At 71.1% G+C, this 18,771-nt stretch carries 16 protein-coding genes; 10 read left to right on the forward strand and 6 right to left on the reverse strand.

Translation table 11 applies throughout. From position 1 onward, the window contains the following. Window positions 1-36 precede the first annotated feature (36 nt). The 7 genes from CLV40_RS14125 (at window position 37) to CLV40_RS14155 (ending at window position 6,978) form a co-directional block, all read left to right on the forward strand. Window positions 37-1,230 carry an AI-2E family transporter gene (locus CLV40_RS14125; RefSeq protein ID WP_104479326.1) on the forward strand — a complete coding sequence of 398 codons (1,194 nt, stop codon included), beginning with the start codon at window positions 37-39 and terminating at the stop codon, window positions 1,228-1,230. Window positions 1,231-1,273: 43 nt separating this feature from the next. Beyond that, complete coding sequence (gene macS / locus CLV40_RS14130) at window positions 1,274-2,425, forward strand: MacS family sensor histidine kinase (protein WP_104479327.1); 1,152 nt, start codon at window positions 1,274-1,276, stop codon at window positions 2,423-2,425. A 20-nt stretch (window positions 2,426-2,445) separates the two neighbouring features. Then, window positions 2,446-3,084: a response regulator gene (locus tag CLV40_RS14135; RefSeq protein ID WP_104479456.1), complete on the forward strand. Its 639-nt coding sequence runs from the start codon at window positions 2,446-2,448 to the stop codon at window positions 3,082-3,084. A gap of 9 nt (window positions 3,085-3,093) precedes the next feature. Continuing rightward, entirely contained in the window at window positions 3,094-3,726 is a 633-nt protein-coding gene (locus tag CLV40_RS14140; RefSeq protein ID WP_104479457.1) for a DUF1707 SHOCT-like domain-containing protein, read from the forward strand. A 132-nt stretch (window positions 3,727-3,858) separates the two neighbouring features. Further along, entirely contained in the window at window positions 3,859-4,887 is a 1,029-nt protein-coding gene (tdh, locus tag CLV40_RS14145) for an L-threonine 3-dehydrogenase (RefSeq protein WP_104479328.1), read from the forward strand. A 7-nt stretch (window positions 4,888-4,894) separates the two neighbouring features. Then, entirely contained in the window at window positions 4,895-6,079 is a 1,185-nt protein-coding gene (locus tag CLV40_RS14150) for a glycine C-acetyltransferase (RefSeq protein WP_104479329.1), read from the forward strand. Between the two features lie 17 nt (window positions 6,080-6,096). Next, a complete protein-coding gene (locus tag CLV40_RS14155) occupies window positions 6,097-6,978 on the forward strand; it encodes a LysR family transcriptional regulator (RefSeq protein ID WP_104479330.1) in 882 nt (293 codons plus the stop codon). On the opposite strand, the gene CLV40_RS14160 is transcribed toward CLV40_RS14155, so the two are convergent. Then, complete coding sequence (locus CLV40_RS14160) at window positions 6,956-7,597, reverse strand: 5-formyltetrahydrofolate cyclo-ligase (protein WP_245931274.1); 642 nt, start codon at window positions 7,595-7,597, stop codon at window positions 6,956-6,958. The genes CLV40_RS14155 and CLV40_RS14160 overlap by 23 nt on opposite strands. A 78-nt stretch (window positions 7,598-7,675) precedes the next feature. Further along, window positions 7,676-8,962 carry a helix-turn-helix domain-containing protein gene (locus CLV40_RS14165; protein WP_104479331.1) on the reverse strand — a complete coding sequence of 429 codons (1,287 nt, stop codon included), beginning with the start codon at window positions 8,960-8,962 and terminating at the stop codon, window positions 7,676-7,678. A 118-nt stretch (window positions 8,963-9,080) separates the two neighbouring features. Here CLV40_RS14165 and CLV40_RS14170 point away from each other — a divergent pair, with 118 nt between their 5' ends. Then, window positions 9,081-9,896 carry a Scr1 family TA system antitoxin-like transcriptional regulator gene (locus CLV40_RS14170; RefSeq protein ID WP_181043492.1) on the forward strand — a complete coding sequence of 272 codons (816 nt, stop codon included), beginning with the start codon at window positions 9,081-9,083 and terminating at the stop codon, window positions 9,894-9,896. On the opposite strand, the gene CLV40_RS14175 is transcribed toward CLV40_RS14170, so the two are convergent. Continuing rightward, window positions 9,887-11,104 carry a pyridoxal phosphate-dependent decarboxylase family protein gene (locus tag CLV40_RS14175; protein ID WP_104479333.1) on the reverse strand — a complete coding sequence of 406 codons (1,218 nt, stop codon included), beginning with the start codon at window positions 11,102-11,104 and terminating at the stop codon, window positions 9,887-9,889. The genes CLV40_RS14170 and CLV40_RS14175 overlap by 10 nt on opposite strands. Before the next feature lie 35 nt (window positions 11,105-11,139). On the opposite strand from CLV40_RS14175, the gene CLV40_RS14180 reads away from it, so the two are divergent. Next, window positions 11,140-11,700: a TetR/AcrR family transcriptional regulator gene (locus CLV40_RS14180; RefSeq protein WP_104479334.1), complete on the forward strand. Its 561-nt coding sequence runs from the start codon at window positions 11,140-11,142 to the stop codon at window positions 11,698-11,700. Here CLV40_RS14180 and CLV40_RS14185 read toward each other — a convergent pair. Further along, window positions 11,652-12,512, reverse strand: coding sequence for a ribokinase (locus CLV40_RS14185; RefSeq protein ID WP_245931275.1), 861 nt, complete (start codon window positions 12,510-12,512; stop codon window positions 11,652-11,654). The two genes, CLV40_RS14180 and CLV40_RS14185, sit on opposite strands and share 49 nt — an antisense overlap. Window positions 12,513-12,725: 213 nt before the next feature. After that, window positions 12,726-14,861, reverse strand: a complete 2,136-nt coding sequence (locus CLV40_RS14190) for an MMPL family transporter (protein WP_104479335.1) — start codon at window positions 14,859-14,861, stop codon at window positions 12,726-12,728. Window positions 14,862-14,952: 91 nt separating this feature from the next. Between CLV40_RS14190 and CLV40_RS14195 the strand changes: the two genes are divergently transcribed. After that, window positions 14,953-15,699, forward strand: coding sequence for a TetR/AcrR family transcriptional regulator (locus tag CLV40_RS14195; protein ID WP_104479336.1), 747 nt, complete (start codon window positions 14,953-14,955; stop codon window positions 15,697-15,699). A gap of 120 nt (window positions 15,700-15,819) precedes the next feature. On the opposite strand, the gene leuS is transcribed toward CLV40_RS14195, so the two are convergent. Further along, entirely contained in the window at window positions 15,820-18,636 is a 2,817-nt protein-coding gene (leuS, locus tag CLV40_RS14200; protein ID WP_104479337.1) for a leucine--tRNA ligase, read from the reverse strand. Window positions 18,637-18,771: the final 135 nt, after the last annotated feature.

The raw sequence follows: 18,771 nt of genomic DNA on the forward strand, positions 1-18,771 counted from the left end.
GCCGGCATCCGGTTCGACCTATTACCGTGATCGGCGATGAGCAGAAACCGCGTCGCGGGGCTCAAGCACCGCGCCACGCTTCAGAGCAACGACGTCACGCCACTTGTGCCCAGGGGGCTGCGCGTCAGCGCGGCGCTGTCCTGGCGCTTCATCGTCATCATCGGCGCCCTCTACATCGTCATCTGGCTGCTGGGCTTCTTCGCCCACGTGGTGATCCCGATGGCGATCGCCTTACTGCTCTCCGCGCTGATGGCACCCGGTGTCGGGAAGCTGGTGGAGTGGCGCGTGCCGCGCTCGCTGGCCACCGCGATAGTGCTCATCGGCGGTCTGGCCGTGGTCGGCGGCGTGCTCACGTTCGTGATCACGGAGTTCACCAACGGCCTGCCGCAGCTGCAGAGCCAGGTCAACGACAGCCTCGACACCATCCAGAAGTGGCTGACCAACGGCCCGTTGCACCTGCGCCAGGACCAGATCCAGTCGTTCATCCAGAACGCCATCGGCACCATCAAGACCAACCAGTCGGCGATCACCTCGGGGGCGATCACCACCGCGGCCACCATCGGCGAGGTGCTGACCGGGCTGCTGCTGACACTGTTCATCCTCATCTTCTTCCTCTTCGACGGCGCCGGGATCTGGCGGTTCGTGGTCCGCGCGGTGCCCGCCCCGGTGCGCGACCGGGTCGACGTGGCGGGCCGCCGCGGCTTCTCGTCGCTGGTCAGCTACGTCCGGGCGACGGCGGCGGTGGCGGTGTTCGACGCGGTCGGCATCGGCATCGGGCTGTGGATCACCGGCGTGCCGCTGGTGGTGCCGCTGGCCGCGCTGGTGTTCCTCACCGCGTTCATCCCGATCATCGGCGCGCTCATCGCGGGCACGGTGGCGGTGCTGATCGCGCTGGTCGCGAAGAGCTTCGTGACCGCGCTGGTGGTGCTGGCGATCGTGGTCGCGATCATGCAGATCGAGAGCCACGTGCTCCAGCCGTGGCTGCTGGGCCGGGCGGTGAAGCTGCACCCGCTGGCCGTGGTGCTGGCCATCGGCGTCGGCCTGATAGCCGCGGGCATCGCGGGCGCGCTGCTGTCGGTGCCGCTGCTCGCGGTGCTCAACGCCGGTATCCGGTCGCTGCTGCATGAGGGCGATACCGAACCGGAGGAAGTCGACGTGCTAGACGACGCCGGGTCGCAGCCCAACGTGACCGAAGACGACGAGGACAGCGCGGAACCATCAAGACCATAAGACCCATCACGGCCCCGTGACCGCCCATGAGAGTGTCCCGAGCATGAAACCGCCGGCGCGCAAGGACGCACTCAAACCGCTGTGGCGGGCGGCAGTACTACTACGGGTCATCACGCTCGTCTTCGCCGCAGGTGTGGTCATGACGCACGACGGCGAGTACGCGCGCACCTGGCTGGCCTGGTCGACGATCGGCGCGATGGCGCTGTGGACGCTCGTCACCTCCATCCACTACCTGCGTCCCGGACGCGGCAGCGTCTGGTTCACCGTCGTGGACCTGGGTGTGTGTTGCGCGCTGATGACCCTCTCGCGCATGGCCCTCACCCACGACCAGTTGGCCGTGGACGCCGTGCCACTGCTGCCCACGGTGTGGGTGACCTCGGTCGTCGCGGTCGGCGCCATCCGGGCCCGGGTGGTCGGCGGCGCGGTCTTCGGCGCGGTGATCTCAGCGTTCAACTACGGCGTGCGCGGCTACGTGGACACCGACCTCACCAGGGACATGGTGCTGCTGATCGGCGTCGGCATCGTCGTGGGCATGCTCAGCCTCAACCAGGTCAAGGCCGCCGAGACCGCCGAGCGCCTGGCCCAGGCGATGCGCGCGGAGGCGGCGACCGCCGAGCGGGAGCGGCTGGCCCGCACCATCCACGACAGCGTGCTCCAGGTGCTGGCCCGGGTCCGCAAGCGCGGCCGGGAGTTGGGTGGCGAGGCCGCCGAACTGGCCGAGTTGGCTGGTCGGCAGGAGGTGGCGCTGCGCGCGCTGGTCGCGGCGGCACCGCTGGAGTCGACCGCCGGTGGCGAGGCCGACCTGCGCCCCCGGTTGCAGGTGCTGACCAACGACCGGCACCAGGTGTCCGTCCCCGCGACGGCGGTGATGGTGCCCGAGGCCGCGGCGGCCGAGCTGGCCTACCTGGTGCGGGAGGCGCTGGAGAACGTCGACCGGCACGCCGGGCCCACCGCGCGCGCGTGGGTGCTGCTGGAGGACTTGGGCGACGAAGTGGTGCTGAGCGTGCGCGACGACGGTGTGGGCATCCCCGCCGGTCGGGTCGCCGCGGCGGAAACCGAGGGCCGGTTGGGGATCGCCCGGTCCATCCGGGGGAGGGTCCGGGAGCTGGGTGGCACGGCCACCCTCGAAACGGCACCGGACGCGGGGACCGAGTGGGAGATCCGAATCCCGAACGCCAAGAGGGGGACGCGGTGAGCGAGCAGGTGATCTCGGTGATGGTCGTGGACGACCACCCGATGTGGCGGGACGGGGTGGCCCGCGACCTGACCGAACGCGGGTTCGACGTGCGCGCGACGGCCGCCGACGCGTCGTCGGCGGTGCGCATCGCGCACGCGGTCCGCCCGGACGTGGTGCTGATGGACCTCAACCTCGGCGTCGAGTCGGGGGTGGACGCGACCAGGGCGATCACCGCCGCGCTGACCGACACCCGGGTGCTGGTGCTCTCCGCCAGCGGCGAGCACAGCGACGTGCTGGAGGCGGTGAAAGCGGGCGCGTCCGGCTACCTGGTGAAGTCGGCGTCGGCCGACGAGCTGGTCGACGCCGTCGGCCGGACCGCGGCCGGTGACGCGGTGTTCACCGCCGGGCTGGCCGGGCTGGTGCTCGGCGAGTACCGCCGGATGGCCGCGGGCCCGGAGGAGGGGAGCGCGCCGAAGCTCTCCGAGCGGGAGACCGAGGTGCTGCGGCTGGTCGCCAAGGGCCTGACCGCGCGGCAGATAGCCGACCGGCTCGTGCTCTCGCACCGCACGGTGGAGAACCACGTGCAGTCCACGCTGCGGAAACTGCAGCTGCACAACCGCGTCGAACTGGCCAGGTACGCCATCGAACACGGCCTGGACGCCGACCCGGAGCAGTAGTCTGGGGTGGTGAGCACCGAGTCGTTCGCCGCACCGATCAGCCCCCGTGACTTCCGGGTGTCCGACGCCGAGCGCGAGCACGTGGTCGGCGTGCTGCAGAAGGCCATCGGGCACGGGCTGCTGAGCCTCGACGAGTTCAGCACCCGCACCGACACCGCGCTGGCCAGCAAGACGCGCGCCGAGCTGAACTCGGTGCTGGTCGACCTGCCCGGCGTGGTCAACCGCGAACCCGGCAGCCCCACCGCGGCGCCGCCGGTCGAGTTCCGCACCACCATGTCCTCGATCCGCCGCGAGGGCCCGTGGGTGGTGCCCCGCGAGATGACCATCCTCAACCGCATGAGCTCGAGCGACTTCGACTTCACCGAGGCGGTCATCACGCACGCCGAGGTGCGCATCCACCTCGACGTGGCGGGCGGCTCGGTGGAGCTGCTGCTGCCGGAGCGGTCGCGGTGCGTGGCCAACGACATCGAGGTCGTGGCGGGCGCGGTGAAGAACAAGGCGAGGAACGAGACGGGCGGCGGGCCGCTGTTCGTGCTCACCGGCCGGGTGAAGGCGGGCTCGGTGGAGATCTCGCGTCCCTCGTACGTGCGCATCGGGTCGCTGACCATCCGCAAGCCGTGGAAGGTGAGCTGGGACACCTGACGGACCCGGTGTCGCACCGGCTGTGCAGCTGCGCTGTCAAAGCAGTGCAGAAAGTCCCGATGGACCGCGCGGTGTGATCGGCGCGAGACTCCGCCCGGCGGGTGCCACCACCCGCCGCGTGGAGGAGCCGACGTGAAAGCACTGGTCAAGACCGCCCACGGCCCCGGCCTGGAGCTGGCCGAGGTCCCGGACCCCCGGCCCGGGCCGGGCGAGGTGCTGCTGCGCGTGCTGCGGACCGGCATCTGCGGCACCGACCTGCACATCGAGTCCTGGGACGACTGGGCGGCGGGGGTCGTCAAGGCGCCGCTGGTGCTCGGGCACGAGTTCGTCGGCGAGGTCGTGGAGGTCGGCGCGGCGGTCAGCAAGGTGGCCGTCGGCGACCTGGTCAGCGGCGAGGGGCACCTGGTGTGCGGGGCCTGCCGCAACTGCCTGGCCGGGCGGCGGCACCTGTGCGCGAACACCCGCGGCCTGGGCGTGCACACCGACGGCGCGTTCGCCGAGTACGCGGTGCTGCCCGAGGCCAACGCCTGGGTGCACCGGCACGAGGTCGACCCGGACGTGGCGGCGATCTTCGACCCGTTCGGCAACGCCGTGCACACCGCGCTGTCGTTCCCGGTGCTCGGCGAGGACGTGCTGATCACCGGCGCGGGCCCGATCGGGCTGATGGCCGCGGCGGTGGCCCGGCACGCGGGCGCCCGGCACGTGGTGATCACCGACGTCAGCGAGCACCGGCTGGAGCTGGCGCGCAAGATCGGCGTGTCGGTGGCGCTCGACGTCAGCGCGACCCCGGTGGCCGCGGTGACCGGCGAGCTGGGCATGACCGAGGGCTTCGACATCGGCATGGAGATGTCCGGTCAGCCGTCGGCGCTGCGCGAGATGATCGCCAACATGACCCACGGCGGTCGGATCGCGATGCTGGGCCTGCCCGCGCGCGAGATCGCCGTGGACTTCGGCGCGGTCGTGCTGAAGATGCTGACCATCAAGGGCATCTACGGCCGCGAGATGTTCGAGACCTGGTACGCGATGTCGGTGCTGCTGCAGGCCGGGCTGGACATCTCCCCGGTGATCACCCACCGGTTCCCGCACACCGACTACGCCGAGGCGTTCGCCACCGCGCGCGGCGGCAAGTGCGGCAAGGTCATCCTCGACTGGACGAGCTAGGAGACTCATGTACGGCGCGATCCGCGACGACCTGCGCGGCACCATCGACGAGATCCGGGCGGCGGGCCTGTACAAGGCCGAGCGGGTGATCACCTCGCCGCAGCGGGCCGCGATCCGGGTCGGCGGCCCGGACGAGGTGCTGAACTTCTGCGCGAACAACTACCTGGGCTTGGCCGACCACCCGGCGCTGGTCGACGCGGCGAAGCGGTCGCTGGACGAGTGGGGCTTCGGGATGGCCTCGGTGCGGTTCATCTGCGGTACGCAGGCGCCGCACAAGGAGCTGGAGGCGCGGATCTCGGCGTTCCTCGGCACCGAGGACACGATCCTGTACAGCTCCTGCTTCGACGCCAACGGCGGCCTGTTCGAGACGCTGCTGACCGACCGGGACGTGGTGATCTCCGACGAGCTCAACCACGCGTCGATCATCGACGGCATCCGGCTGTGCAAGGCCGGGCGCAAGCGGTACCGCAACCGCGACATGGAGGACCTGGAGCGGCAGCTCGTCGAGTCCGCCGACGCCCGCTACCGCCTCATCGCCACCGACGGCGTCTTCTCCATGGACGGCTACCTCGCGCCCCTCGACGAGATCTGCGCCCTGGCCGAGCGGCACGACGCCCTGGTCATGGTCGACGACTCGCACGCCGTCGGGTTCATGGGCGCCACCGGCCGCGGCACCCCCGAGCACTTCGGCGTCGGCGACCGCGTCGACATCTACACCGGCACCCTCGGCAAGGCCCTCGGCGGCGCCAGCGGCGGCTACACCTCGGGCCGCGCGGAGATCGTCGAGCTGCTGCGGCAGCGATCGCGGCCGTACCTGTTCTCCAACTCGCTGGCCCCGTCGATCACCGGCGCGGCCCTGGCGGTCCTCGACCTGTTGGAGAACTCGGCCGAGCTGCTGACCCGGCTCCGGGACAACAGCGCCCTGTTCCGCGCCCGGATGACCGAGGCGGGCTTCGACCTGCTGCCCGGCGAACACCCGATCATCCCGGTGATGATCGGCGACGCGGCGCAGGCGGCCCGGATGGCGGACCTGCTGCTGGCGCAGGGCATCTACGTGATCGGCTTCTCGTACCCGGTCGTCCCGCACGGCAAGGCCCGCATCCGCACCCAGATGTCGGCCGCCCACACCCCCGACGACGTCAACCGAGCCGTCGACGCCTTCATCACCGCCCGGGCGAAGATGGCCGACTGACCTGCCACGATGAGCGCGTGATTGACCCTCGACGCCTGCGGGTCCTGCGCGCCCTGGCCGACCACGGCACCGTCACGGCGGCGGGTGCCGCGCTGCACCTGACCCCGTCGGCGGTGTCGCAGCAGTTGGCGGCCCTGGAGTCGGAGGTCGGCCAGGAACTCCTCCGCCGCCGAGGTCGCCGGGTGTGGCTGACCTCGGCGGGGGAGCTGCTGGTGGAACACGCGGACGCGGTGCTGGCGGAACTGGATCGTGCGGAAGCCCGCCTGGCCGCCTACGGAGCGGGCGAACTGGGCCAGGTCCGCGTCGCCGCCTTCGCGTCGGCGATCACCCAGGTCGTCGCGCCCGCCATCACCGCCCTGCGCGCCCTCGCGCCGTCGGTGACCATCCTGGTCCGCGACGCCGAGGGCCAGCAGAGCCTCCCCATGCTCCTAGACGGTGAGATCGACATCGCCGTCTCCATGCACAACCCCCTCGACGGCCCGGAACACCGAGCCACCTTCGACTCGTTGTACTCCGAACCCTTCAACGCCGTCCTACCCCCCGGCCACCCCCTGCTGGCCCACCCCGAGATCCCCCTCCCCGCCCTAGCCGACGACGACTGGGTGGTCCCGCTGCCCGGCAACCCCTGCCGGGATGTGTTGCTGACGGCCTGCGCCCAAGCGGGCTTCACCCCCCGCGTAACCCACACCACGGACGACTTCACCGCCACCGCCGCCCTAGTGGCGGCGGGCGTCGGCGTGGCACTGATCCCACGCACGACCCTGACCTCCACCGACCGCGTCCGCCCGGTAACCCCCTCCCCCCAACGCCAGGTCTACGCGGCGGTCCGCCGGGGGCGGGAGACGCACCCGCTGATCCAGGTCGTCCGCAAGGCCCTCATCGAGGCCAGCCCCGCCTGACCCGCCGGGCTTCCAGCGCGGGAATCGCCGCGATCTTGTCGGTGGTCAGGTGCTCCCACAGCAACCCCGGCCGCCGCCGAGGCGCGTCGCAAGTGATGGTCCGGGTCGGGGTGACGATGAGATCGATGCCGAAGTCGTGCTCGGTCTCGGGCAGGTCGCCGTCGATCACCTGGAGGTCGTGCACGGTCGTGGCGATCACGGTGTCGGCCCCGATCAACCCGGCTTCGCCGAGCAACGCCAACTCCAGATCGGCGTAGCCCGCCCCCTTCCCCACACGCACCCCACCCCGACTCACCGCCACACTGCCGCACACCGCCAAGTCCACTGGATCCAGCGCATCGACCTCTACCGCGGGCGCCACTCGCGCGGCGATCTTGGGAACGGCCGCCTCCTCCGGCGGAACCGGGAGTCGCCGAGGGTCGAGCAGGTAGAAGGGCTTGGTTCCGGCGAGCTTGGGCACAGCCAGGTAGACCACCTTGCCCTCGCGCAACGCGCGCACTGTCACCGACACCTGCGCCTTGTCCGGCGTCGCCTTGACCACCCGGGCATCCCGCCACACCGGCAAGCCGGTCGGCAGCGAGGTCAGCACCGAGGAAGTCCGGAATCCGCCCGAAGACATCGATGTCCCGCACAACCCGTTCCGCGGTCAACGCTCCCCAGACGCGCCTCCGGACTGCGGACTTCGCCTCAGCCGAGGTCATCGCGCGATGTTGTCGAGCAGCCTGCGGTAGGCGTCTTGGAGATCCGGTGTCCGCGCGTTCGGGCCGACCCGGTCGACGACTTCGGTGACCCGCCAGAGGTTGCTCGGCACGATGCGGCCGGACTCGATCGCGCGCACCGCGCACTGGCAGGCCTCGTCGTGGCGGCCGGCGTTGGCCAGTGCCAGCGCGAGGTCGAGGTGTGCCGACGCGGCACGGCGTGGCCAACGGGTGGTGTCCCCGGGCGGCGCGAGGCGGGCGATGATCTCGCGGGCGTGTGCCTCCGCTGCGGGGTCGCCCGCCCAGGCGAGGGTGGTGGCGGTGTAGGCGACGGCCTTGTGCGGGTCATAGCGGTAGTGGTGCTCGGCGTCCGGGGTCGGCAGCGGGGCGACGAGCCGGTGCACCTGGCTGATCACCCGAGCGGTCGCGCGCCGGTCGCCGAGCCGGGCCAGCGCCCGCCCTTCCTGCGCGGTGGCCTGGATGGCGATCGAACTCCCCGCCGGGGCGTGGTGCCGGGCCGAGCGCGAGAGTTCGAGGGCGCGCGGGAAGTCCCCGTCGGTGAGGACCCGCCAGGCCTCGGTTTCGTAGCACCAGGCCCGGATCTCGTCGTGCCCGGCGTGGCGGGCCAGGCTCGCGGCGGTCCGCAGGTACGCGCCCGCCGCGTGCCGTTGGCGCAGGTCGACGTGGCAGGTCGCGGCGAGCAGCGACATCCACCCGCCGACCACGACCAACCGCCGACGCTCGTCGAGCGTGGCCCGCTTGTCCAGCAGCCCGGCGACGTATCCCAGGTGCGCCCGCAGCCGGACCAGCAACGCCGCAGGGGACGCCTTCGGGTAGTCCACCGCCAACCCGTCGAACGCCCGCTCCAGCCGCCCCACCGTCTCACCGGAGACATCAGTGGCCGCCACCCGCCGCGCCAACTCCCAGGCCAACTCGTCATCACCCGCAAGGGGATCCGACGACACCTGCCGAAACGCTCCCACCTGCGCCTGAACCTCGGCGAGCGCCGACGCCCGCCCGCGAGCCACCACCTCGGCCGCGACAGCGACCGCTTCGCCGTACTCGTCGACGAGAACGCCGCCCGCCGCCAATGCCTTGTCGGCGTCCCGCCACCAGTCGGCGGTCCCTCGACCACGCCCGCGTTCGAGGTGGGCCACCATCGATCTGTCGCACAGCAGCCGCTCGGCCAACTCGGCCTGTGTCAGCCCGGCCGCCCGGCGGAACGCGGCCAACCGCAACCCCAATTGCCGCCGCCGCGCCAAGACAACCTCGGACTCGCGCCCCATACCTCAACGCTAGACGCTCTGTGACAGACCGTGCGAGCGGTGTCACCACATGTTTGCTCACCGAGCGTTCACACCGCGATGGTCAACCGCGAGACCAGCGTCGACGGATCGGGAAGCGGTGGCAGCGGTGATCGACGAGCAGGTGAAGGCACCGGTGTGCCGGGTGTCGAGGACGCCGAAGGCGGTGGCGTTGGGGTGGGCGCTGCGGAAGGCCCGGCGCGCGGGTGGGTGGTCGTTGCGGGAGTTCGCCCACCTGATCAACCGGGACATGCCGACGTTGTCGAGGTGGGAGACGGGGCACCGGACGCCGCGATCCGAGCAGGTCGCGCACTTCCTCGGTGCCCTCGGGGTTTGCGGTGGCCAGTTCGCCGACACCCTGGCCCTCGCCACCGATACCAGCGCCCCGCACTGGATCGCGACCACCGAGGCAGAGCGCAGGCACCAGGACGCCGTCTACCTGGAGTTCGAGCAGGCCGCCGACCATCTCACGTTCATCGCGCCCCAGATCATCCCCGACCTGTTCCGCCTGCCTGACAAAGAGCTACGGCAACGCCAAGAAATCCTCACGCGTCACCAACCCGCGACGGTGGGCCTGTTCGTCGGGCACACCGCACTCCAGCAGGCGTCGGATGACCAGTTGCGCCACCTCGCCGCGCTGTCCGCGCGCCCGAACATCGAACTCCGCGTCGTGGCCGCGCCGCCTCCGGCGTTCGACAGTCGGCGGACGCTGCTGGACTCCTGCGACCTGCGCTTCGCGATCAGCGGTCCGCCTCCGTTCGCCATGTGGAGCCACCGACCAGGAGACATCGCCATCCACGACCGCGACATCCGGGCGATCCGAGACAAAGCCCTGTCGCCTCGGGTGTCTGTCGGGGCCATCGCCAACATCGTCGACAGGCGGCAGCGCAGTGCGGTTGGGGTGGGTCAGCTGTAGCGGGCCTGCACCCCACGGGACTGGCCTGCATTGTCGACGGAGTCGCGGAGGTCGGTGAGGAATCGGTCGACGACTCGGTCGTGTTCGGGGGAGACCATGAGATGGAGGGCGTCCGGGTCGTTTTGGCGGTCCAGGTGCCAGCCCCGGTCGTCCATCTCATCGCCGATGGCCATGATGTTGGGAGCCGTGAAGGCGAGGACCGAGGCGGCTGGATCGCCGAGGAGTTCCAGGCCCAGGTCGGTGCTGCCGGCGCGGATCTTGGCGACGGTGGCCATGATCCGCCGGACCAGGCGGGTGTAGCCGTCGACGCCGAGGTATCGCATGACGGCCCAGGCCGCCGCGATCGGGGCCGCCGGGCGGGCGCCCGCCAGGGCCAGTGACCCGTACAGGCCGCCGGGCCAGTCCTGGTAGAGGAATGCCTGGTACTGCAGCACGTGGTCGCCGTTGCGGTGCAACAACACCGACGCGCCCTTGGTGGCGTAGCCGTATTTGTGCACGTCGGCCGACATGGTGGTCACGCCCGGGACGCGGAAGTCGAAGGCGGGCGCGTCGGGCAGGAACGGCAGCAGGAACCCGCCGACGCAGGCGTCGGTGTGGAAGGGGATGCCCCGGGACGCGGCGAGGGCGGCCAGTTCCGGGATCGGGTCGACGACCCCGTGCGGGTAGTTCGGCGCCGAACCGGCCACCAACACCGTCCGCTCGTCGATCAACTCGGCGGCGGCCGAGACGTCTGCGCGGAGGGCGGCGTCCAAGGGGATCTGGCGCAGTTCGAGGCCGAAGTACTTGGCGCCCTTGGCGAAGGCCGGGTGGGCGGACCTCGGGACGACCAGCGCGGGCGACTCGACCGCGGCCCGGTCCCGCGCGACCCGGATCGCCTGCATGATCGACTCGGTGCCGCCCGAGGTCAGCGAGCCCGACGCGCCCGGGGGAGCGTGCAGCAGCCCGGCCGTCATGGCCACCACTTCGCGTTCCATGTCGGCCAGGGACGGGAAGCGGAACGGGTTGAGGGCGTTCTCGTACAGGTACAGCTCGTGGGCTTCGCGCAGGACCGCGTCGACGTCCTCGCCCGCCGGGTAGATCAGGCTCCAGGTGCGGCCCGCGCGCCAGTCGGCGTCGGCGGACTTGCGGGCGCGCAGGTCGGCGAACAGCTCTTCGCGCGGGGTGCCGTGCGCGGGCAGGGAGGTCTCCGGCAGGTCCATGGAAACCATGGTCCCACTTTACTCAGCCGTGTTACTATTTACTCATGCAGGTAACAGTGACCGAAGCGGCGCGCAGGCAGCAGATCGCGGAGGCGGCCGTCGAGGTGGTGGCGCGGCACGGGTTCGCGGGCGCCTCGTTCGCCAAGATCGTCGAGCACGCCGGGCTGAGCAGCACCCGGCTGATCTCCTACCACTTCCGCGACAAGTCCGACCTGATGATGACCACCCTGATCTCCGCCATCAGCGCGGTCGACGACCGGATGAACGAACGGCTCGACGGCACCACCGACCGCGTCGACATGCTGCGGTCCTACATCGAGTTCCTGGTCGGCATGCTCACCACCCACCCCGACCAGGTCCGGGCGATCCGCGAGATCGGCGCGAACATGCCCGAGTTCGCCCCGGTGCTGCGCGACTTCCGCACCGGCAGGCTCGAACGCCAACTCGTCCAGGGGCAACGCGAGGGCGTGTTCGGCGAGTTCGACGTCCGGGTCGTGGCCCGCACGATCGCGAACGGCGTCGACGGCGCGGACGGTGCCGACACCGATGTCGACGCCTACGCCCGTGAACTCGCCGACCTGTTCATCCGCTCCTGCGTCGGGTAGGACGGCTGCGCACCGGACGCCGTCACCGACACCGACGCCACCGCGACGGCCCGTCGAACAGCCGACACCAGGTCCGCCCCGCCGGCCAACGCGACCGCGAGCGCGCCGGTGAACGCGTCGCCCGCGCCCGTCGTGTCGACGACGTCGACGCGCGGCGCGGGCACCTCGGTCGCGCGTTCGCGTTCGACCACGACGGCCCCGCGCGCACCCAACGTGATCACCGCCGAACGCACGCCCAACGCCAACAGGTCACCCAGCTCGTCGGCCTCGTGTTCGTTGACCACCAGCGGGTCCAGCACCGCCAACGCCTCCGCCGACAGCCGCGCGACCGGCGACACGTTCACGACCGCCCGCGCGCCAACGCGTTCCGCCGCCACCACCGCGTGTTCGACGACGGCGAGCGGCACCTCCAACGACGCCGCCAACACCCGCGCCGACCCCAACCACACGTCGTCGGCGGTCAACGCCGCGTTCGCCCCCGGCGACACGACGATCGAGTTCTCCCCGTCCGGCGTCACCGTGATGTACGCGGCGCCCGTCGGCCGGTCCACCCGGCGCACGTGGTCGACGCGCACACCCGCGTCGACGAGCGAACGCACCACCAGGTCCCCGTTCGCGTCGCCTCCGACGGCACCCACGAACGCGACCGCGCCGCCCAACCGGGCAGCCGCCACCGCCGCGTTCGCACCCTTGCCGCCGGGCAGCACACACGTGTCCGACCCCAGCACGGTCTCGCCCGCGAGGGGCCGCCGAGCGACCTCGACGACCAGATCCGCGTTCGCTGAGCCCAGTACCACAATCGCGGTTTCCACGACATTGACCCTAGTCAGCGGCCGTTGCCATTAGCGAACGTGCGCAAGTGTGAACGATCGGGTAGCCGAGCGGAGCGGGAGTGCCACACTGTGCGTCAGTTGTGACACATCCCATCGGGATGTGCGAAGCCCCGGCGCGAGCCGGGAGTTGTCACCGGCGCCGGTCGCGTAGCCCCCCGAGCGATCGGCGCCGGTGGCCGTAATGGCGGGTGGCTAGACCTTCTCCAACTCGCGCGGGGACTCGACCTCCGAAAGCCCCGCCTTCTCCTGCAGGCGCCGTAACGACTTCGGTGCCCACCAGGCCGCGTCGCCGAAGAGCCTGATCACCGCCGGGACCAGCAGCATCCGCACCACGGTGGCGTCCAGGACCAGGGCGATGATCATGCCGAGGCCGATGAACCGCATGCTGGCCAAGGACGACATGCCGAACGCGCCGGTCACCACCCCGAGCAGCAGCGCCGCGGCGGTGATCATCCGACCGGTGCGCACCAGTCCCGTGCGCACCGCGTCGCCGGTCGACATCCCCGCGTGCCGGGCCTCGACCATCCGCGCCAGCAGGAACGTCTCGTAGTCGGTGGACAGCCCGAACACCACCGCGCCGATCAGCACGAGCATCCCGGCCTGGATCGGTTGCGGTGTCACGTCGAGCAGCCCGGCGCCGTGCCCGTACTGGAAGACGAACACCAGCACGCCGAAGGTGGCCGACAGGCTCAACGCGCTCATCACCACGGCCTTGATCGGCAGCAGCACCGACCCGAAGGCCAGGAACATCAGGACCAGCGTGGCCGCCGCCAGGATGCCGACCATCCACGGCACCCGGCTGACGATCCCGTCGACCGAGTCCACCACCAGCGCCGGATAACCACCGACCAGCACCTCGGCCTGCGACGGGATCGCGCGCAGTCCCTCGACGGCGTGCCGCGCCCGGTCCGATGACGCGTTGGCGTCCAACGGCGCGGTGAACACGACGGTGTTGCCACCCGCGCCGGACGGCGTGAACGCCTTCACCCCGGGCACCCGGAACACGGCGTCGGTGAACGCCTGCACGATCGCCTGGTCCGGCGCGCCGTTCGCGCCGCGCAGCACGACGCGCACGGTGTTGTTGCTCGCCGCCGGGAAGTTGGCGGTGATCGCCTCGGCGGTCGCGCGGTGCGGGTCGCCGGGCGGCAGCTGGCGCTCGTCGGAGCCGCCGAACTCGATGCCGCCGAAGGGCAGGGCCAGCACGACCAGCACCGCCACGATCGGCGCGACGAACAGCGCGGGCTTGCGCATGACCGCGTCGGCGATCCGGCCGAGCAGCTTGGGCTCACCGGGCTCCTTGCGCCGCCAGGGCAGCGAGAGCTTGTCGACGCGGCGACCGAGGATGGCCAGCAGCGCGGGCAGCAGCGTCAGCGACACCAGCGCGGCGATGGCCACCGCGGACATGCCGCCGTAGGCCATCGATTTGAGGAAGTCCATGGGGAACACCAGCAGCCCGGCGAGCGCGATGACCAGCAGCGTCGCCGAGAACGCGACCGTCCGACCCGCCGTGGCCACGGTGCGCCGCACGGCCTCCGCCGGTGTGCGGCCCGCCGCCATCTCCTCGCGGAACCGGCCGACGGTGAACAGGCCGTAGTCGATGGCCATGCCCAACCCGAGCAGCGTCGCGACGTTGACCGCGAACGTGTTGACCTCGAGCCCGAGGCTCAGCAACCGCAGCACGCCCAGCGCGCCGAAGATCGCCAGACCGCCGACCAGCACCGGCAGCGCCGCCGCGACCAGGCTGCCGAAGATCAGCACGAGCAGGATCAGGGTGACCGGCAGCGAAATGGCCTCGGCGACCGCGAGGTCGGAGTTGGACCGCTCGGTCATCGCCCGCTCGGTCGGCACCTTGCCGCCGACCTGGGTCAGCACCCCGTCGATCGCGAGCTTGTCCTCGACCTTGGCGAAAGACTTCTGCCGCGCGTCGAAATTGTCGCCGACCAGCACGATCGTGGCCATGGCCAGGCGCTTGTCCGCGCTGGCCAGCGCGGGCTGCCCGGCCGTCCAGTAGTCGATGCGCGAGGCGACCGCGTCGGTGGGCAGCGCGGCCAGGGCCGCGGTGACCTTGCCCGAGACCTCCGGGTCGTCGACGGTCTTGCCCGCGGGCGCGGTGTAGAGCAGGACGATGTCGGCGGGCTTCTGCCCCAACTCGTCCTCCACGATCTTGTTGACCCGGGCCGACTCGCTGGCCGGGTCCTCGTACCCGCCCTGGGTCAGCTTGTCGAACACGCCGAGGCCCCATAAGCCGCCGCCCAGGGTGATGACGAGAGTGGCAACCAGGACCAGCCAGCGCCTACGGTGGACGACCGACCCCCACGATGAGAACACTGCCGAATCACCCTCCGAAACGCGGTTAACACTGTTCACCCAGCAGTGGCAGGATAGGGCTCGGTAAACAGCGTTTACAAGGGAGTGTGCGATGACCCAGGCCACACGGCGCGAGCGGGGCCGCGCCGCGACGGACCGGGATATCCGACAGCAGGCCAGGACGCTGCTGGTCGCCGACGGGCCGCAGGCGGTGACGCTGCGCGCGATCGCCCGCGAGCTGGGCATCACCGCGCCCGCCCTCTACCGCTACTACACCTCGCGCGAGGACCTCATCGAGCACCTGCGCCAGGACATCTGCGCCGATCTGGGCACCGACCTCGGCGGGGACCTGGCCGAGGTCGACGAGGCCGACCACCTCGGCCAGGTGCTCGCGGTCTGCCGCGGCTTCCGCGCCTGGGCACTGGCCCACCCGCAGGAGTTCGCCATGGTCTTCGCCTCACCGGCCGAGCCGGGTCAGCACTGCCCGGTCGGCGCCCAGCGCGCGGGCCGGGACGTGGCGGTGGACTCCTTCGGCCGGATCTTCCTCACCGTCGCGGGCCGCGTGCTGGCCAACGGCTTCCAGCTCGCCCAGGCCGACGCCGAGGTGCCCGCGCAGCTGGTCGCGGACATGGAGAACTTCCGCGACGACCTGCTCGCGGCCATGGCCGAGTCCGGCGTCCAAGTGCCGCCGGAGTACCTGGGCACCGGGACCGCCTACGTGATCCTGCAATTCTGGGTACGGCTCTACGGGCAGGTCGCCTTGGAGGTGTTCGGCCAGTTCCCGTACCCGGTCTCCGACTGCGAGCCGCTCTTCGAGTCGATGCTCACCGGCCTGGTGCGCGACGCCGGTCTTCTGTGACGTGTCGCTGCTAGCTCCCTGGCGCTACGCGACGCCACATGCTCCTCAATTCCGCGGCATCCCCGCCCGGTCGGGAACGATGCCGGGCGGGGATGAGGGGGTGGGTGGCGGAAGGAAATGTCACAGAACGATGTTGACCAGGCGGCCCGGTACCACGATGACCTTCCTCGGGGTCGAGTCGCCGACCAGGGCGGCCACCTTCTCCTCCGCCAGCGCCGCCGCCTTGACCTCGTCCTGCGACGCGGCCGCGGGCACCGACACCCGGCCGCGCACCTTGCCGTTGACCTGGATCGGGTACTCGACGCTGTCCTCGACCAGGTAGCGCTCGTCCGCGGCCGGGAACGGCCCGTGCGCCAGCGAAGTGGCACCACCCAGCTTCGCCCACAGCTCCTCGGCGACGTGCGGGCACAGCGGCGCCAGCATCTGCACCAGCCCCTCCGCGACCACGCGCGGCGCGCCGTCGGGGAACGTCTTGGTGACGTGGTTGTTCAGCTCGATCAGCTTCGCGCCCGCGGTGTTGTAGCGCAGGTTCGCGTAGTCCTCGTGCACACCGGCGATCGCCTTGTGCAGCGCGCGCAGCGTGGTCTCGTCCGGCTCGGCGTCGGTGACCCGCAGCTCGCCGGTCTCCTCGTCGACCAGGTTGCGCCACAGCCGCTGCAGGAACCGCTGCGCGCCGATGACGTCCTTCGTCGCCCACGGCCGGGAGACGTCCATGGGACCCATCGACATCTCGTACAGCCGGAAGGTGTCGGCGCCGTAGGTCGCGCACATCTCGTCGGGGGTGACGACGTTGCGCAGGCTCTTGCCCATCTTCCCGTACTCCTGGCGCACCTTCTCGTCGCCGTGGAAGAACCCGCCGTCGCGCTCGACGACCTCCGACGCGTTCACGTACACGCCCCGGCTGTCGGTGTACGCGTACGCCTGGATGAAGCCCTGGTTGAACAACCGCCGGTACGGCTCCGGGCCGCTGACCTCGCCCAGGTCGAACAGCACCTTCTGCCAGAACCGCGCGTACAACAGGTGCAGCACCGCGTGCTCGACGCCGCCGATGTACAGGTCGACGCCACCGGGGTCGCCAGGGGACTGCGGGCCCAGCCAGTAGCGCTCGTTCTCCGGCGCGCAGAACCGGTCGGGGTCGTCCGGGTCGACGTAGCGCAGCTGGTACCAGCAGGAACCGGCCCAGTTGGGCATGGTGTTGGTGTCGCGGCGGTAGGTCTTGGGGCCGTCGCCCAGGTCCAGCTCGACCTCGACCCACTCGGTGGCCCGCGACAGCGGCGGCGACGGCTCGGTGTCGGCGTCCTCCGGGTCGAAGGTCTTGGGGGAGTAGTCGTCGACCTCGGGCAGCTCCACCGGCAGCAGGTGCTCGGGGATCGCGACCGCGGTGCCCTCGGCGTCGTAGACCACGGGGAACGGCTCGCCCCAGTAGCGCTGGCGGGAGAACAGCCAGTCGCGCAGCTTGTACTGGATGGTGCCGCGACCGTGGCCGTGCTCCTCCAGCCAGGCGATGATCGCCTTCTTGGCCTCACCGATGTCCAGGCCGTCCAGGAACCCGGAGTTGACCGCCGGGCCCTCGCCGGTGAACGCCTCGCCGTCGAAGCCGGGGGTGGGCTCGACGGTGCGCACGACCGGCAGGCCGAAGGCGGCGGCGAAGTCCCAGTCGCGCTGGTCCTGGCCGGGCACCGCCATGATCGCGCCGGTGCCGTAGCCCATCAGCACGTAGTCGGCGATGAAGACCGGCACGCGCGCGCCGTTGACCGGGTTGGTCGCGTAGGCGCCGGTGAAGACGCCGGTCTTCTCCTTGTTCTCCTGCCGGTCCAGGTCCGACTTCATCGACGCGGCCCGCCGGTAGGCCGCCACGGCCTCGGCGGGGGTCGCCGCGCCACCGGTCCACCGGCTGTCCACATCGGACGGCCAGGCCGCGGTGGCGATCGCGTCGACCAGCGCGTGCTCCGGCGCCAGCACCAGGTAGGTCGCGCCGAACAGCGTGTCGGGGCGGGTGGTGAAGACCTCGACCTGCTCGTCGCCGACCGCGAACCGCACCCGGGCGCCGTGCGAGCGCCCGATCCAGTTGCGCTGCATGGCCTTGACCTTGTCCGGCCAGTCCAGTCCGTCCAGGTCGTCGATCAGCCGGTCGGCGTAGGCGGTGATCCGCATCATCCACTGGCGCAGGTTGCGCCGGAACACCGGGAAGTTGCCGCGCTCGCTGCGCCCGTCGGCGGTGACCTCCTCGTTGGAGACCACCGTGCCCAGGCCCGGGACCCAGTTCACCGGGGCGTCGGACAGGTACACCAGCCGGTGCTCGTTCAGGACCGCCTGCTGCTCGGCGTGGTTCAGCTCCGCCCACGGGCGGCCGTCGGGGGTCGCGCGCTCTCCGGCTTCGAACTGCGCCACCAGGTCGCTGATCGGGCGCGCCTTGCCCGCGGCCTCGTCGTAGTACGAGTGGAAGATCTTCAGGAAGATCCACTGCGTCCAGCGGTAGTAGGACGGGTCGCTGGTGGTGATCCGGCGGCGCTCGTCGTGGCCCAGCCCCAGCCTGCGGATCTGCCGCAGGTAGTTGGCGATGTTGTCCTCGGTCGTCTTGCGCGGGTGCTGCCCGGTCTGCACCGCGTACTGCTCGGCGGGCAGGCCGAAGGCGTCGAAGCCCATCGTGTGCAGGACGTTGCGGCCGTTCATCCGGTGGTAGCGGGCGAACACGTCGGTGCCGATGAAGCCCAGCGGGTGGCCGACGTGCAGGCCCGCGCCCGACGGGTACGGGAACATGTCCTGCACGAACAGCTTGTCCGCGGGCACGTCGCCCGCCAGCGGCCCGACCGGGTTCGGCGCCTGGTAGGTGCCGTGTTCCTCCCAGTACCGCTGCCAGCGCTGCTCGATCGCGCCTGCCAGCGCGGCGGTGTACCGGTGGCTCGGCACCGACTCCTGCTGCTCGGTGTCGCTCATGGTGGTGTCCCTCCGCGCTTGTCTCGACCCTGTCCGACCCGGGAAAACGAAAACCCCCCAGCCCGATGGGCATGAGGGGTTGCCGCGCTCACCAACCTGGTTGGCTAGCGCGGCCGACTAAGGAGCAGACGGGCC

It is taken from the genome of Actinokineospora auranticolor, assembly GCF_002934265.1.
GTDB classification, from domain to species: Bacteria; Actinomycetota; Actinomycetes; order Mycobacteriales; family Pseudonocardiaceae; genus Actinokineospora; species Actinokineospora auranticolor.